The organism is Thioclava atlantica (assembly GCF_000737065.1).
Lineage (GTDB): Bacteria > Pseudomonadota > Alphaproteobacteria > Rhodobacterales > Rhodobacteraceae > Thioclava > Thioclava atlantica.
The window spans coordinates 71632-85232 of the sequence record NZ_AQRC01000008.1 but is presented as its reverse complement, the minus strand read 5'-3'; the positions used below and the strand labels follow the sequence as shown (position 1 = coordinate 85232).

General features: G+C 66.7%; 16 protein-coding genes and 1 tRNA gene. 4 read left to right on the top strand and 13 right to left on the bottom strand.

Features of this window, described 5'->3' with window-relative positions; translation table 11 throughout:
* Window positions 1–14 precede the first annotated feature (14 nt).
* The 5 genes from DW2_RS11195 to mbfA all read right to left on the bottom strand — a co-directional run bounded on the left by DW2_RS11195 (window position 15) and on the right by mbfA (window position 4007).
* Window positions 15–632 (bottom strand): HAD-IA family hydrolase, encoded by a 618-nt coding sequence (locus DW2_RS11195; RefSeq protein WP_038146510.1) that lies wholly within the window; start codon window positions 630–632, stop codon window positions 15–17.
* Window positions 633–635: 3 nt separating this feature from the next.
* Window positions 636–1085 carry a YaiI/YqxD family protein gene (locus tag DW2_RS11190; RefSeq protein ID WP_038146508.1) on the bottom strand — a complete coding sequence of 150 codons (450 nt, stop codon included), beginning with the start codon at window positions 1083–1085 and terminating at the stop codon, window positions 636–638.
* On the bottom strand, window positions 1082–1912 hold the full coding sequence (gene fghA, locus DW2_RS11185; RefSeq protein ID WP_038146507.1) for an S-formylglutathione hydrolase: 831 nt from the start codon (window positions 1910–1912) through the stop codon (window positions 1082–1084). The genes DW2_RS11190 and fghA overlap by 4 nt, the downstream gene beginning before the upstream one ends.
* Window positions 1913–1921: 9 nt before the next feature.
* Window positions 1922–2839, bottom strand: a complete 918-nt coding sequence (locus DW2_RS11180; RefSeq protein WP_038146506.1) for an AEC family transporter — start codon at window positions 2837–2839, stop codon at window positions 1922–1924.
* 190 nt (window positions 2840–3029) lie between these two features.
* Entirely contained in the window at window positions 3030–4007 is a 978-nt protein-coding gene (mbfA, locus tag DW2_RS11175) for an iron exporter MbfA (protein WP_038146505.1), read from the bottom strand.
* Between the two features lie 154 nt (window positions 4008–4161).
* Here mbfA and DW2_RS19770 point away from each other — a divergent pair, with 154 nt between their 5' ends.
* Window positions 4162–4326 carry a hypothetical protein gene (locus DW2_RS19770; RefSeq protein WP_156102951.1) on the top strand — a complete coding sequence of 55 codons (165 nt, stop codon included), beginning with the start codon at window positions 4162–4164 and terminating at the stop codon, window positions 4324–4326.
* Here DW2_RS19770 and trhO read toward each other — a convergent pair.
* On the bottom strand, window positions 4317–5228 hold the full coding sequence (gene trhO / locus DW2_RS11170) for an oxygen-dependent tRNA uridine(34) hydroxylase TrhO (RefSeq protein ID WP_038146503.1): 912 nt from the start codon (window positions 5226–5228) through the stop codon (window positions 4317–4319). The genes DW2_RS19770 and trhO overlap by 10 nt on opposite strands.
* A gap of 126 nt (window positions 5229–5354) precedes the next feature.
* Here trhO and pncA point away from each other — a divergent pair, with 126 nt between their 5' ends.
* Complete coding sequence (gene pncA, locus DW2_RS11165) at window positions 5355–5954, top strand: bifunctional nicotinamidase/pyrazinamidase (RefSeq protein WP_038146502.1); 600 nt, start codon at window positions 5355–5357, stop codon at window positions 5952–5954.
* A 1-nt stretch (window position 5955) separates the two neighbouring features.
* Window positions 5956–7263 carry a nicotinate phosphoribosyltransferase gene (gene pncB / locus DW2_RS11160; RefSeq protein ID WP_038146501.1) on the top strand — a complete coding sequence of 436 codons (1308 nt, stop codon included), beginning with the start codon at window positions 5956–5958 and terminating at the stop codon, window positions 7261–7263.
* Window positions 7264–7269: 6 nt separating this feature from the next.
* Here the strand turns inward: pncB and DW2_RS11155 are convergent, their stop codons facing one another.
* The 6 genes from DW2_RS11155 to dapF form a co-directional block, all read right to left on the bottom strand.
* Window positions 7270–7713 (bottom strand): NUDIX hydrolase, encoded by a 444-nt coding sequence (locus DW2_RS11155; RefSeq protein ID WP_038146500.1) that lies wholly within the window; start codon window positions 7711–7713, stop codon window positions 7270–7272.
* Complete coding sequence (locus tag DW2_RS11150) at window positions 7710–8687, bottom strand: phosphotransferase enzyme family protein (protein WP_038146499.1); 978 nt, start codon at window positions 8685–8687, stop codon at window positions 7710–7712. The genes DW2_RS11155 and DW2_RS11150 overlap by 4 nt, the downstream gene beginning before the upstream one ends.
* Window positions 8684–9949: an aspartate aminotransferase family protein gene (locus DW2_RS11145; protein ID WP_038146498.1), complete on the bottom strand. Its 1266-nt coding sequence runs from the start codon at window positions 9947–9949 to the stop codon at window positions 8684–8686. The genes DW2_RS11150 and DW2_RS11145 overlap by 4 nt, the downstream gene beginning before the upstream one ends.
* Window positions 9939–10361, bottom strand: a complete 423-nt coding sequence (gene arfB / locus DW2_RS11140) for an alternative ribosome rescue aminoacyl-tRNA hydrolase ArfB (protein ID WP_038146497.1) — start codon at window positions 10359–10361, stop codon at window positions 9939–9941. The genes DW2_RS11145 and arfB overlap by 11 nt, the downstream gene beginning before the upstream one ends.
* 150 nt (window positions 10362–10511) lie before the next feature.
* Complete coding sequence (mtaB, locus tag DW2_RS11135) at window positions 10512–11774, bottom strand: tRNA (N(6)-L-threonylcarbamoyladenosine(37)-C(2))-methylthiotransferase MtaB (protein ID WP_038146493.1); 1263 nt, start codon at window positions 11772–11774, stop codon at window positions 10512–10514.
* Window positions 11771–12607 carry a diaminopimelate epimerase gene (gene dapF / locus DW2_RS11130; protein WP_038146490.1) on the bottom strand — a complete coding sequence of 279 codons (837 nt, stop codon included), beginning with the start codon at window positions 12605–12607 and terminating at the stop codon, window positions 11771–11773. Before dapF ends, mtaB begins: the two co-directional genes overlap by 4 nt.
* A gap of 106 nt (window positions 12608–12713) precedes the next feature.
* Between dapF and DW2_RS11125 the strand changes: the two genes are divergently transcribed.
* A tRNA-Lys gene (locus DW2_RS11125) sits at window positions 12714–12789 on the top strand.
* A gap of 64 nt (window positions 12790–12853) precedes the next feature.
* Here DW2_RS11125 and fliP read toward each other — a convergent pair.
* On the bottom strand, window positions 12854–13549 hold the full coding sequence (fliP, locus tag DW2_RS11120; RefSeq protein WP_238321313.1) for a flagellar type III secretion system pore protein FliP: 696 nt from the start codon (window positions 13547–13549) through the stop codon (window positions 12854–12856).
* Window positions 13550–13601 lie beyond the last annotated feature (52 nt).

The following is a 13601-nucleotide window of genomic DNA, read 5'->3' as shown; positions in this document are numbered from 1 at the left end:
CGAATAAGTCGGGCTTATGCGGCCTCGGCCTCGCTCAGCAGCCCTTCCTCGATCAACCGCCGTGCCCAGCCCTCGGGCCCGTCGAAATGATGCGTCTTCCAGCCGAAGGTATGGGCGGTCGCGATATTGTCGTCGCGGTCGTCGGTGAAGAGCAGCTGCGCGCCCGAAAGCCCGCTCGTCGCCTCGACCATCTGGTAGATCTTCGGATCGGGTTTCGTGACCCCCATGTGGCCCGAGATGAAATCGCGGTCGAAGTCGCGCAGGAAGGGATAGAATTCGGTCGCGTAATCGTAGCTGCCGATCCCGAAATTCGTCAGCGAGAAGACCGGCACGCCGCGCGCCTGCAAGGCCTTCATCAGCCGCTGCGAGCGGTCGATCCCGGGCGAGGCCATCTTGATCCAGTCATCGTGCCAGAGCCGGATCTGGTCGCGCCATTTCGGGTAGCGCTCGGCCCAGTCGTAGATCGTGTCGCGAAACGGGGCGCCGCGGTCGATGAGGTCGTTCATGCCGTGCAGATCGACCTCGGCGAACATCGCCTCGCGCTCCTCGCGCGACATCAGCGTGTCGTAATGCCGCTCGGGCTGCCACTCGATCAGCACGTTGCCGATATCGAAAATCACCGCCTCGACCATGTCTCAAATCTCCTTTTGCGCCGCCCGCGCGATCCGGTCGAGCGCATCGGAAAACCGCGCCCGGTCCGCTTTTGAAAAAGGTTTGCCGCCACCCTGCCGGAACGGATCGGCCGAGCGCAGATCCGCCATCAGGTCCCGGGTGGCGAGAACATTGCCGATATTGGCGGGCGTCAGGGGCTCGCCATCGGGGCGCAGCACCCGCGCGCCCGCCTCGACGCATTTCGCCGCGAGCGGGATGTCATTGGTGATCACCACGTCGCCGCGCCCTGCCCGCTCGGCGATATATTTGTCGGCCTCGTCCGGCCCCTGATCGACATAGACCATCTCGACCAGGGGGTTGGGCGAGGGCCGCAGCCCCCCGTTCGAGACCAGCGCCAGCTTGACGCCGAGCCGGGTCGCGACCCGCTCGGCCTCGGCCTTCACCGGACAGGCATCGGCATCGACCCAGATCACGCCCAGAGCGCCTCGGCGTGGAACTCGATATGGTCGGGAATGAAGGTCGAGACGAAGAAATAGCTGTGATCGTAGCCCTTCTGCATCCGGAAGGTCCCGGCCTGACGCCGCGCCGCCATCGCCTGCGCGAGCGCCTCGGGGCGCAGCAGGTCGAGGAACTGGTCGCTGGCGCCCTGATCGATCAGCACCTCGCCGTCGAAGCCCTGATCGCGCATCAGATGGGTTGCGTCATGCGGGGTCCAGAGGCTCTCGTCGCTCCCGAGATAGGCGCCGAACTGCTTGCGGCCCCAGTCGCTCGCCACCGGGTTGGCGATCGGCGCGAAGGCCGAGACCGAGCGGAAGCGCCCGGGCTGGCCCATCGCCAGCGTCAGCGCCCCGTGGCCGCCCATCGAATGGCCGGTGATCGCCTGGCGCTCGGGGTCGATCGGGAAGGCGGCGTCGATCGCGTTCGGAAGCTCCTCGGCGACATAGTCCCACATCCGGAAATGCGGCGCCCAGGGTGCTTGCGTCGCGTTGACGTAGAAGCCCGCGCCCTGGCCCAGATCGTAATCCTCGTGATCGGCCACGCCCTCGCCGCGCGGCGAGGTATCGGGGAAGACCAGCGCGATCCCGTGCTCGGCTGCGAAGGCCTGCGCGCCCGCCTTGATCATCGCGTTCTCATGGGTGCAGGTGAGCCCCGAGAGATACCACAGCACCGGCACCGGGCCGTCCTCGGCTTCGCGCGGCAGGAACAGGCCGAAGGTCATCTCACAATTGGTGGCGTGCGAGTCGTGCGCATAGACGCCTTGCACGCCTTCGAAACAGCGATTTTCCGAGATCGTCCGCATGGTGTTCTCCTATCCGTTCACCCAATGGATGACCGCCGGGACCGTGAGGATCGACACGGCGGTCGAGACGAGGATCGCAGCCGAGACGCGCTGCGGCGCGACCCCGTAATGCTGCGCCAGAATATAGACATTGCCCGCGACCGGAAGCGAGGCCGCCGCGATCATCACGCCCGCGGCGAAGGGCTCGACATGGAAGATCATCAGCGCGGTGATCGCGATCGCCCCGGGATGCAGGAAGAGCTTGCCGAAGGAGAGCCAGACCGCGGGCGCGGGCCGCTCGGCCGATTTGGTGGCGAGCGAGGCGCCGATCGCGAAGAGCGCGCCCGGCGTCGCCGCCGCGCCCAGGATCGACATGAAATCCTCGAGCGGAGCCGGCATCGGCAGTTTCAGCCCGGCCCAGATCAGCCCCGCCCCCATCGACACGATCATCGGGTTCTTCACCAGGCCAAGCGCGATCGAGCCCAGCGAGACCTTGCCGTGGCGCGCGGCGGTGATGATGATCGTGATCAGCGAGGAGAACACGATCAGGTCGCAGGCAAGCACCATCAGCACCGGCCCCACGGCGGCCGGCCCGAGCAGCACGACCAGCATCGGCACGCCCAGAAAGCCGGTATTTCCGGTCATCGAGGTGTGGCTCTCCATCGCGGCGAGCGAGGTGGGCAGCCCGCGCGCCTTGGCGACGCCGAAGCTGATCAGCCAGACCGCGAAGGAGCCGCTCAGATAGGCGAGCACGAAATTCGGATCATAGAGCTCGGCCAGTTTGAGATTGGCCGAGAACCGGAACAGCATCGCCGAGAGCGCGAAATAGAAGACGAATTTCGTCAGCCAGGCAGTGGCCTCGGCGGTGAAGAAGCGAGTCTTCCCGGCGAACCAGCCAAGGCCGATCAGCGCGAAGAAAGGCAGGGTCTTGAGGAAGATCGCGAGCATGGCTCAAGCGCTAGCATGGGCGTGCGCAGAGCGCCAGAGAGGGAATGAAAGGGTCCGCGCGGGCGGAGACTGCGGGAGCCTCCGGCGGGGATATTTGCAGGCATTTGGAAGGAGAGCCGCGCGCCCCTTCCAAATGCTTCAAATATCCCCCGCGGAGCGGCCCGGAACGGCCACGGGCGCCCCGGCGGGCTCAGCCGCCGCCGATCAGCACACCGGCCGCGAAGACAAGCGCGCCGCCGAGCACGACCTGGAAGGCCGCGCGCAGGAACGGGGTCTCCATGAACCGGTTCTGGATCCAGGTGATCGCCCAGAGTTCGAGGAAGACGACGACGAAGGCGATCGTCGTCGCGGTCCAGAAATCGGGGATCAGATAGGGCAGCGCGTGGCCCAGGCCGCCGATCGCGGTCATGATGCCCGAGGCGAGGCCGCGCTTGAGCGGCGATCCGCGTCCCGAGATGACGCCGTCGTCATGGGCGGCCTCGGTGAAGCCCATCGAGATGCCCGCGCCGACCGAGGCGGCGAGGCCCACGAGCAGCGTGGTATGCGGGTCATGCGTGGCGAAGGCGGTGGCGAAGATCGGCGCGAGGGTCGAGACCGAACCGTCCATCAGCCCGGCGAGGCCCGGCTGCACCCAGGTCAGGACGAACTGGCGATGCGCGGCGCGATCCTCCTCGGCCTTCTCGTCCACGCCCAGATGGGTCTCGGTAAGCTCGCCCGCCTTGCGTTCATGGCCGAGCTCGGCGGCGGCGAGATCGCCCAGCAGCTCGCGCGTGTTCGCGTCGGTGCTGCGCTGGGCGGCGAGGGTGTAGAACTTGCCCGCCTCGCGCTCCATCGCCTCGGCCTCGCCGCGGATCGTCTCGAGCGAGAGATTCCTGGCCAGCCAGATCGGCTTGCGGGCGTAGAAGCCGGCGACATGTTCGCGGCGAATGAGCGGGATCACCTCGCCGAAACGCGCGGTATGGCGCTTGATCAGGCGGCGGCGATGCTCGTCCTCCTCGGCGGCCATGCCGTCGAAGATCTTCGCCGAGGCGGGGAAATCCTTGCGCAGATGCGCCGCATATTGGCGGTAGATGCGCGCGTCGTCCTCTTCCGAGGAGATCGCGAGCGCGAGCACTTCCTGTTCGCTCAGGTCGTCGAACCGTCTGCGGGAGGCAAGTCCGGGGATCATGGGGAGGCCCTCTTTTTAGAACGATTCCAAAATAGCGAGCTTTGCAACCGATGCAATGCAGACTTTCGAACCGATCAGTTCATTTCCTGTTGAAAACTGAACCGTTAGGTTCATATTGGTGACTGAACAGAATGGTTCAGAATGGAGATTCGCCATGAAACGTCTCGCTTATGCCCTTGCCCTGAGCCTGGTCGGCGCCAGCGCCGCGTCTGCCGGTGTCGGGGATTTCTCGCTTCCGCGGCTCGACTTTCCGGGCACCAATGCCCCGGTCGTCACGCAGGGCTGCAATGCCCTGACCCAGACCTGCGCTCAGGACTGATCGCGCCCGAGATGCGCCTCTCCGCGGTCGGCGGCGAGGCGCATCTGGCGTTCGCGCTCGCGGAAACGTGCGCGATCCGCCTCTGAATACTCCCCGATGCAGCGATGGCAGGACACGCCCTGCTCGTAATCGGGATGGCTCTTGTCGTGGGCCGATACGGGGCGGCGGCAGGCGTGGCAGCTGTCGTAATCGCCCTCGACCAGCCCGTGGCGCAGGCTCACCCGGCTGTCGAAGACGAAGCAGTCGCCGTGCCACAGCGAGCCCTCTTCGGGCATTTCCTCGAGATATTTCAGGATCCCGCCCTTGAGGTGATAGACCTCGGGCACGCCCTCGGCGAGCAGGAAATTCGTCGATTTCTCGCAGCGGATGCCGCCGGTGCAGAACATCGCAACGCGCTTGTTGTGGAAGCGATACGCATTGTCGCGCCACCATTGCGGGAATTCGCGGAACGATTTGGTGCCGGGGTCGATCGCGCCTTCGAAGGTGCCGATCTCGACCTCGTAATCGTTGCGCGTGTCGATCACGACCGTATCGGGCGCGGAGATCAGCGCGTTCCAGTCCTTCGGCTCGACATAATGACCCACGCGGGCGCGCGGATCGACATCGGGCTGGCCCATCGTGACGATCTCGCGCTTGAGCCGCACCTTCATCTTGCCGAAGGGAATCTCGGCGGCGGCGCTTTCCTTCCAGTCCAGATCGGCGCAGCCGGGAAGCGCACGGATATGGGCGAGCACCGCGTCGATGCCTGCGCGCGGACCGGCGATGGTGCCGTTGATGCCCTCGCGCGCGATGAGCAGAGATCCTTTCACGCCCTCCCCTTCGCACAGATCGGCGAGCGGCGCGCGCAGCGCGGCGGGATCGTCGAAGCGGGTGAAATGGTAGAGGGCGGCCACGGTGAACATGGGGAGCCATTAGCGCCGCAGACCCCGCTCTGGCAAGGGGGCTGCGGCCCGCAGACGCGGCATGTGGACGTTGACCAGACGGGGTCCGCGTCCTACCCATGAGAAAACCCGGCGGGAGGTGAAGAGATGAGCAAAGCCCTGATCGTGATCGACATGCAGAACGACTTCTGCCCCGGCGGCGCGCTGGCCGTGGCGGGCGGGGACGAGATCGTGCCGCGCGTGAACGCGTTGATGACCCGGTTCGACACGGTCGTACTGACCCAGGACTGGCACCCGGCTGATCATTCCTCCTTCGCGAGCCAGCACGAGGGCGCAGCCCCCTTCACGCAGGTGCACATGGACTATGGGCTGCAGACGCTCTGGCCCGATCATTGCGTGCAGGGGAGCGACGGGGCGGAGTTCCATCCCGACCTGGCCGTGGAGCGCGCGCAGCTGATCCTGCGCAAGGGGTTCCGCGCGGGTGTGGACAGCTATTCGGCGTTTTTCGAGAATGACCACAAGACGGCGACCGGCCTTGCGGGATATTTGCGCGAACGCGGGATCGAGGAGCTGAGTTTCGCAGGCCTCGCCACGGATTTCTGCGTCGCCTGGTCGGCGCTCGATGCGGCGAAGCTGGGCTTCCGCGCGACGGTTCTGGAGGGCGCGTGCCGGGCGATCGACCTCGAGGGCTCGCTGTCGGCGGCGCATGAGCAGATGCGCGCGGCCGGCGTCAGGCTGGAGGCCTGAGATGGTCGACATCGCCACGCGCGTCTATAACCACAAGTGGAAGATCGACCCGATCATCCGCTCTCTCATCGACACGGATTTCTACAAGCTGTTGATGTGCCAGTCGATTTTCCGCAACAAGCCGGATACGACGGTGAAGTTTTCGCTGATCAACCGGAGCAAATCGGTACGGCTGGCGGATCTGATCGACGAGGGGGAGTTGCGCGAGCAGCTCGATTACGCGCGCAGCCTGAAGCTGACCCGCGGCGAAAGCACCTGGCTGCGCGGGAATACCTTCTACGGCAAGCGGCAGATGTTCCGCCCGGATTTCATGGAGTGGTTCGAGGGCTACCAGTTGCCGCCCTATCACCTCGAGAAGCGCGACGGCCAATACGAGCTGACCTTCGAGGGAAAGTGGCACGAGGTGATGCTCTGGGAGATCCCGGCGCTCGCCATCCTGATGGAGCTGCGCAGCCGCTCGGTGCTCAATCGCATGGGCCGGTTCGAATTGCAGGTGCTCTATGCGCGCGCGATGACGAAGGTCTGGGAGAAGATCGAGGCGCTGCGCGAATTGCCGGGCCTGCGGGTCGCGGATTTCGGCACCCGGCGGCGCCATTCCTTCCTCTGGCAGGACTGGTGCGTGCAGGCGATGCTGGAAGGCCTGGGCGACGTGGCGCAGGGCGGGGCCTTCACCGGCACGTCGAACTGTCTGATCGCGATGCGGCGCGATATCGAGGCGGTGGGCACGAATGCCCATGAGCTGCCGATGGTCTATGCGGCGCTCGCCGGCACCGACGCGGAATTGCGGCAGGCGCCCTACAAGGTGCTCGCCGACTGGCACGAGGAGCATGACGGAAATCTGCGCATCATCCTGCCCGACACCTACGGCACGGAAGGGTTTCTCGAGCATGCGCCCGACTGGCTGGCGGGCTGGACCGGCATCCGCATCGATTCGGGCGACCCGGCGGCAGGGGCGGAGATCGCGATCGACTGGTGGATATCGCGCGGCGAGGACCCGCGCCAGAAGCTGGTGATCTTCTCCGACGGGCTGACGGTCGACAAGATGCGCGAACTGCACGGGCAATTCGCCGATCGGGTGAAGGTCGGTTTCGGCTGGGGCACGCTGCTGACCAACGATTTCCGCGGTCTGGTCGAGGGAGACGGGCTCGCGCCGTTCTCGCTCGTGTGCAAGGCGGTGGAGGCCGATGGTCGCCCGACGGTGAAATTGTCGGACAATCCGGAAAAGGCGATGGGCCCGGCCGAGGAGATCGAACGCTACAAGCGGGTCTTCGAGGTCGGCGCGCAGGAGGCGATCGAGGTCATCGTCTGAGCCGCGTCACAGGTCGCGCAGGATCTGCTGCAACCCTTCCTCATGGACGTTCTTCGCCGCGGATTTGGGCGAGAACCACTTTCGCTTGCGCTGATGCGCCTCGGGAAAGGCCTTTTCGAGCTGTTCGACGCGCAGCGGGAAGACGACGACATCGATCGGCGCTGCGCTGCCGTCATCGAGGATCTTGTCGTAATGGAACTCGCCGATCGGCTCCTTGGCGATCTTCCCCTTCACGCCCGCCTCTTCCCAGGCCTCCTGCCGTGCCGCCCCGGACAGCGAGCGCCCGCGCATCGGCCAGCCCTTCGGAATCACCCACCGCCCGGTATCGCGCGAGGTGATCAGCAGGACCTGCGTCTTGCCGTCGCGCAGGCGCAGGCAGAGCGCTCCTACCTGCAGCGAGACGGGGCGGTCTCCGATATGACCTTTCTCGGCGGGTCTGTCTTGCTTCATTCGTCCTCTTTCCAGGGCACGGTTCGGGCGATCAGGTGGCGCGCGAGATCGAGCGCGCGTTCGAGATAGAGCCTTTGACGCGGATCGGAAGCCTCGGCGCGGGTCACGATCCAGCCAGCGGATGCGAAAGAACGTAGTGCGACGAAAAGCGGCAGCAATGCCACCTGATCGGGCGCGAGCGGACGTGTTGCGCGATAGCCCGCCACGAGCCCCTGCGCCTGCGCGCCCCAGAGCGGGTCGCCCCAGCCCTGCACGAGCGCAGTGGCCAGATCATAGAGCCGCCAGCCCGGGCCGCCATCGTCGAAGTCGATGAGCGCGAGGCCGGACGGGCCGCGCAGGACGTTTTCGCGCAGAAGATCGGCATGGATCGGGCCGAAATCCTCGGCCTGCGCCAGCCTCTCGCGGGCCAGCGCGCGCGCCTGTGTCAGAACCGCCGCCTCGTCGGGGGCGAGCAGCGGATGCTCCCAGAACCGGCCCCAGAGCGGGCGCTCGCCCAGAAACCCCTCCGCATCCCAGGCATGGCGGGTGAAACCGCGCGGCGGATCGGCGTCGCAGCACGCGTGGAAGCGCGCGATCAGCGCCCCGAGCTCTGCCGCCTCGGCGCGCACATGGGCGACGTCGGGGCCAAGCGGGAGGTCGCCCGCGCCGACCGGTTCACCCGCGAACCATTCGACGCAGGAGGTCACCCGGTTCGCCACACTGCCCGTCAATGCACCATTCGTCGCCGGCACCGGGCGCGTCACCGGCAGGCCCTGCCGGCTGAGCGCCGCGCACCAGCGCAGCTCCGCCTCGATCCCGGCCCGGCCCTGATAGCCGGGGCGGTGAAGGCGCAGCGCGACATGGCGGCCATCCTTCAGATGCGCCTCGAAGACGATATTCTCGCGATTCTTCACCAGCCTTGGCGGCGCGACCGCCTGCCCCCAGGAATAGAGCGCCGTCTGCGCCATCGCATGGGCCTTCGCCTCGGAGGTCATGGCGCGATCTCCGCGAAACACTCCGCCAGCTTGCCCACCAGCTCGTCGGCATCGGCGCGCGAGAACACCATCGGCGGGCGGATCTTGAGGATGTGCTGGGCCCGGCCGACGCGCCCCATCAGCACATGGCGCTCGCGCATCGCCTCGACGATGCGGCCGGCCTCCTCGCCCGCCGGTTCGCCCTCGCGCGCCAGTTCGATCCCGAGAAAGAGCCCCAGCCCGCGCGTCTCGACGATCAGCGGATGGTCGATCTGGCGCAGCGCCCCGAGCAGATAGGCCCCCACCTCGGCCGCATTCGCCTGCAGCCCCTCCTCCTCGATCACCCGCAGAACTTCCATCGCGGCGGCGACCGAGACCGGATTGCCGCCGAACGTGTTGAAATAGCCGAAGGCCTCGCGGAAGGCGGCCATCACCTCCGGCTTCGCCACCAGCCCCGCGACGGGGTGGCCATTGCCCATCGGCTTGCCCATCGTGATGACGTCAGGCTGGAAACCGAGCCATTCATGGCCCCAGAAATGCGCCCCCACCCGGCCGAAACCGGGCTGGACCTCGTCGCACAGGATCAGCCCGCCCGCGCGGCGGATCACCTCGACGCTCGGATCGAGGAAACCGGGCGCGACACCGGGCATCCCCTCATTGGCGAAGATCGGGCAGAGCATGAATCCCGCAAAGCCGTGGCCGCTTCGCTCCAGCTCGTCGATCGCGCGGGCGATATTGGCGGCGAAGGCCTCGGGCTGCACCGCGCGCGATCCGCCCAAAGGCGTCAGGCTGTCGGGCGCGGGCACGCGGCGGATATGCTCGGGCCAGCCGCCGATCGGCGGGCGGCGTGTCGAGAGATGCGCCACGGCGGTCGTGTTGCCGTGATAGGTGTTGTCGGTGGCGATGAAGCCGCGCTTGCCGGTGACCGCCTGCGCCATTCTCAGGGCGACGTCATTGGCTTCCGAGCCGGTACAGGTCATCAAGAGCTGTCCCGGCCAGCCGATCCGGGCCAGAAGCGCCTCGGCATAGTCGAGAATGCCTTCATGCAGATAGCGCGTATGGGTATTGAGCCGTGCCGCCTGCTCGCAGATCGCCGCGACGATGCGCGGATGGCCGTGGCCGCAATGCGCGACGTTGTTGTAAGCGTCGAGATAACGCGTGCCGTCGGCATCCCACAGAGAGGCGCCCCGCCCCCGCGTGATATGCACCGGGCGCGCGTAGAAGGTCGGCACGTTCGGCCCCAGGAGCCGCTCGCGCCGCGCGATCAGAGCGTCATTCGCCATCCGGGACCTTTCCGCGCAACGCCTTCACCTCGCCCCGGACCGTCTTGGCCTTGAGCCGGCGGCGCTGGCTGCCCTTGGTGGGTTTCGTGGGGATCCGGCGCTTGGGCTTCTCGAGCGCCTTGCGGATCATCTCGGCGAGCCGCTCGCGCGCGATCTCGCGGTTGCGCGCCTGGCTGCGGGTATCCTGCACCTGCAGCACGATCGCCCCGTCCGTGGTCCATTTGCGCCCGGCGATCCGCTTGAGCCGCGCCTTCACCGGTGCCGGCAGATGGGGAGAGCGTTCGGCCTCGAAGCGCAGCTCAACCGCGGTCGAGACCTTGTTCACATTCTGCCCGCCCGGGCCCTGCGCCCGGGTGAAGCTCTCGGTGAGCTCCCAATCCGCAATCGCGATATGATCGTTGATCCGCAACATGGGGGACAAGCTAGCGCAGGGGGCCGAAAACGAAAGCCCCTCTTCACCTGGACGAAAATACCCCGGGGGAGGCCGCGGCACGCGGACGGGGGCAGCGCCCCCTCCTTGGCGGTGAATTGCCGCCATCGGGCGACCGATGGGCGGCGCGCCTCACCCGGCCAGAAGCCGCGCCCCGTCATGGCCCGTGATGCGCACCCGCATCAGGCTGCCCTCGGGCTGGTCGCTCTCGAAAGCGACCTCGGCGAACCCTTCGGTGCGCGCCACGCGCGGGGTCTCGGTCAGCACGATCTGTTCGGTGCCGACCTGCGCATCGAGATGCGCTTCGAGCGCGGCTTGACCCTTGGCGCGCAGCCGCGCAGCGCGATCCTTGATCACCGGGCCTTTCACCGCGGGCATGCGGGCCGCGGGCGTGCCCTTGCGCGCGGAATAGGGGAAGACATGCAGGAAGGTCAGCCCGCAATCGTCCACGAGCCGCAGGGAGTTTTCGAACATCTCCTCGGTTTCGGTCGGGAAGCCCGCGATGATATCGGCGCCGAAGACGATGCCGGGGCGCAGCTTGCGGGCTTCCTCGGTGAAGGCGATCGCATCGTCACGCAGGTGGCGGCGCTTCATCCGCTTGAGGATCATGTCGTCGCCCGCCTGAAGGCTCAGATGCAGATGCGGCATCAGGCGCGGCTCGGTGGCGATCGCCAGCATCAGGTTCTCGTCCGCCTCGATCGAATCGATCGAGGAGATCCGCAGGCGCGGCAGGTCCGGCACCAGTTTCAGGATCCGCATCACCAGATCGCCCAGGCGCGGCTCTCCCGGCAGATCGGCGCCCCAGGAGGTCAGGTCCACCCCGGTCAGCACCACCTCGTTGAAGCCGCGATCGACGAGGCGCTTGATCTGCTCGACCACGACGCCCGCGGGAACCGAGCGCGAATTGCCCCGGCCATAGGGGATGATGCAGAAGGTGCAGCGGTGATCGCAGCCGTTTTGCACCTGCACATAGGCGCGATGGCGGCCGAATCCGTCGATCAGGTGACCGGCAGTCTCCTTCACCGACATGATGTCATCGACCATGACGCGCTCGGTCTGGCCGATGAAATCGGGGCCTTGCGGCGCGAGCTGCGCCCAGGTCTCGGCCTGCATCTTCTCGTGATTGCCGATGACCTTCGTGACCTCGGCCATCGCGGCGAAGGTCTCGGGCTCGGTCTGCGCCGCGCATCCCGTCACGATCACCGGCGCGTCGGGGTTCTCGCGCGCCAGACGGCGGATTTCCTGCTTGGCCTTGCGCACGGCCTCGGCCGTCACCGCGCAGGTATTGACCACGACCGCGCCTTCCAGCCCCGCCTGTTCGGCGAGTTCCTTCATCGCCTCCGTCTCATAGGCGTTGAGGCGGCAGCCGAGGGTCGAGAAAACGGGCGGTTTCATAGCGAGGCCAGAAATTCGGGGGTGAGCGTCGCGTCGAAGACATGCGCGGTCGGGCCGGTCATCCAGACGCCGTCCTCGCGCCAGTCGATCTCGAGCTGCCCGCCATCGACATCGACGCGCACGCGCTTGCCCGTCAGGCCGCGCAGATTGGCGGCGACCGCGGTCGCGCAGGTGCCCGAGCCGCAGGCCAGCGTGATGCCGGTGCCGCGCTCCCAGACCCGCATGCGCAGATGGTCCGGACCGATCAGGGAGGCGAATTCGACATTGGTGCGTTCGGGGAAGAGCGGATCATGCTCGATCAGCGGGCCGTGCGCCTCCACCTCGACGGCTTCCGCATCCTCGACGAAGAAGACGCAATGCGGATTGCCCATGCCGACCGCGATCGGATCGCCCCCAAGCGGCAGATGCGCGGGATCGGTGCCGGGCAGGATCGGGATCTGTGCGGGCTCGAGAATCGGTGCGCCCATATTGACCGAAACCAGCCCATCCGCGCGCCGGACCGCCGAAAGCGCCCCGCGTTCGGTGCGCAGCGTCACGCCGTCGCGGCCGAGCTGGCGCATCATGTAATCGCTCACGCAGCGGGTCGCGTTGCCGCAGGCGCCTGCGCGGGTTCCGTCTGAATTCCAGAAATCGAGCGTGAAATCAACCGCTTCGGCGGGACGGATCACCGCGAGCTGGTCGAAGCCCACACCACGATGACGATCGCCCAGCGCCCGTGCGAGGGAAGGCGTGACCGGATCGGCGCCGTCGCGGGCGTCGATCACGACGAAGTCGTTGCCGAGCCCGTGCATCTTCATGAAGGGCAGGCCGGTATCTGGGCGCGTGGTATTCATGGCGCGCGATATACGCCTGCGGCGGGGTTTTTTCCAGATGCGCAATTTTTGTGAATTTTTTGCCTTGACCCCCCCGTCGGGGGTTTGTAGAGACGCGCCCTGTGATGGGCCGTTAGCTCAGTTGGTAGAGCAACTGACTTTTAATCAGTGGGTCGCAGGTTCGAATCCTGCACGGCTCACCATCACCTTCCAAAGCCCGGGCCTCGGCCCGGGTTTTTGCTTTTCCGGATCCCCCTTCCGCGCCTGTCAGAAATAACTGCGTACGAGCGCCCCCGAGAGCAGCACCCAGCCATCGGCGACCACGAAGAAGGCGAGCTTGAAGGGCAGCGCCACGACCGCGGGCGGGACCATCATCATCCCCATCGACATCAGCACGGCCGAGACGACGAGGTCGATGATGAGGAAGGGCAGATAGACGAGAAAGCCGATCTGGAAGGCGCGGGTGATCTCGGAGAGCATGAAGGAGGGCACCAGCGTCGAGAGCGGCGCCTCGGCGAGCGTGCCCTGATAGGGCGCGCCCTCGCGCAGCGTAGCCAACGAGGCGAGGGTCTCGGGGTTCGTCCGGTTCGCCATGAAGGAGCGGAACGGCGCGATGCCGGTCTCGAAGGCGGTCCGCCAGTCGATCGTGCCGTCGATCAGGGGCTGGCCGGCAATGCGCCAGCTTTCGAGGAAGACCGGCTCCATGATGAACCATGTCAGGAACAGCGCGAGGCTGACGATCAGCATGTTGGGGGGCGATTGCTGGAGGCCGAGGGCCTGACGCAGGATCGACAGCACGGTGACGATGAAGGGGAATGCCGTCACCATGATCGCGAGCCCCGGCGCGAGGCTCAGGAGCGTGACGGCGGCGATGAGCAGGAGCGACCGGCTCGCGAGGCTCTCTCCCTCACCGAGCGAGAGGGTGATCTCCTGGGCCGCCGCGGGAAGCCCCGGGAGCGTCAAGGTTAACGCCGCGAGACAGACGAGCACCGTGCGCCGATGGGGACGAATGAGG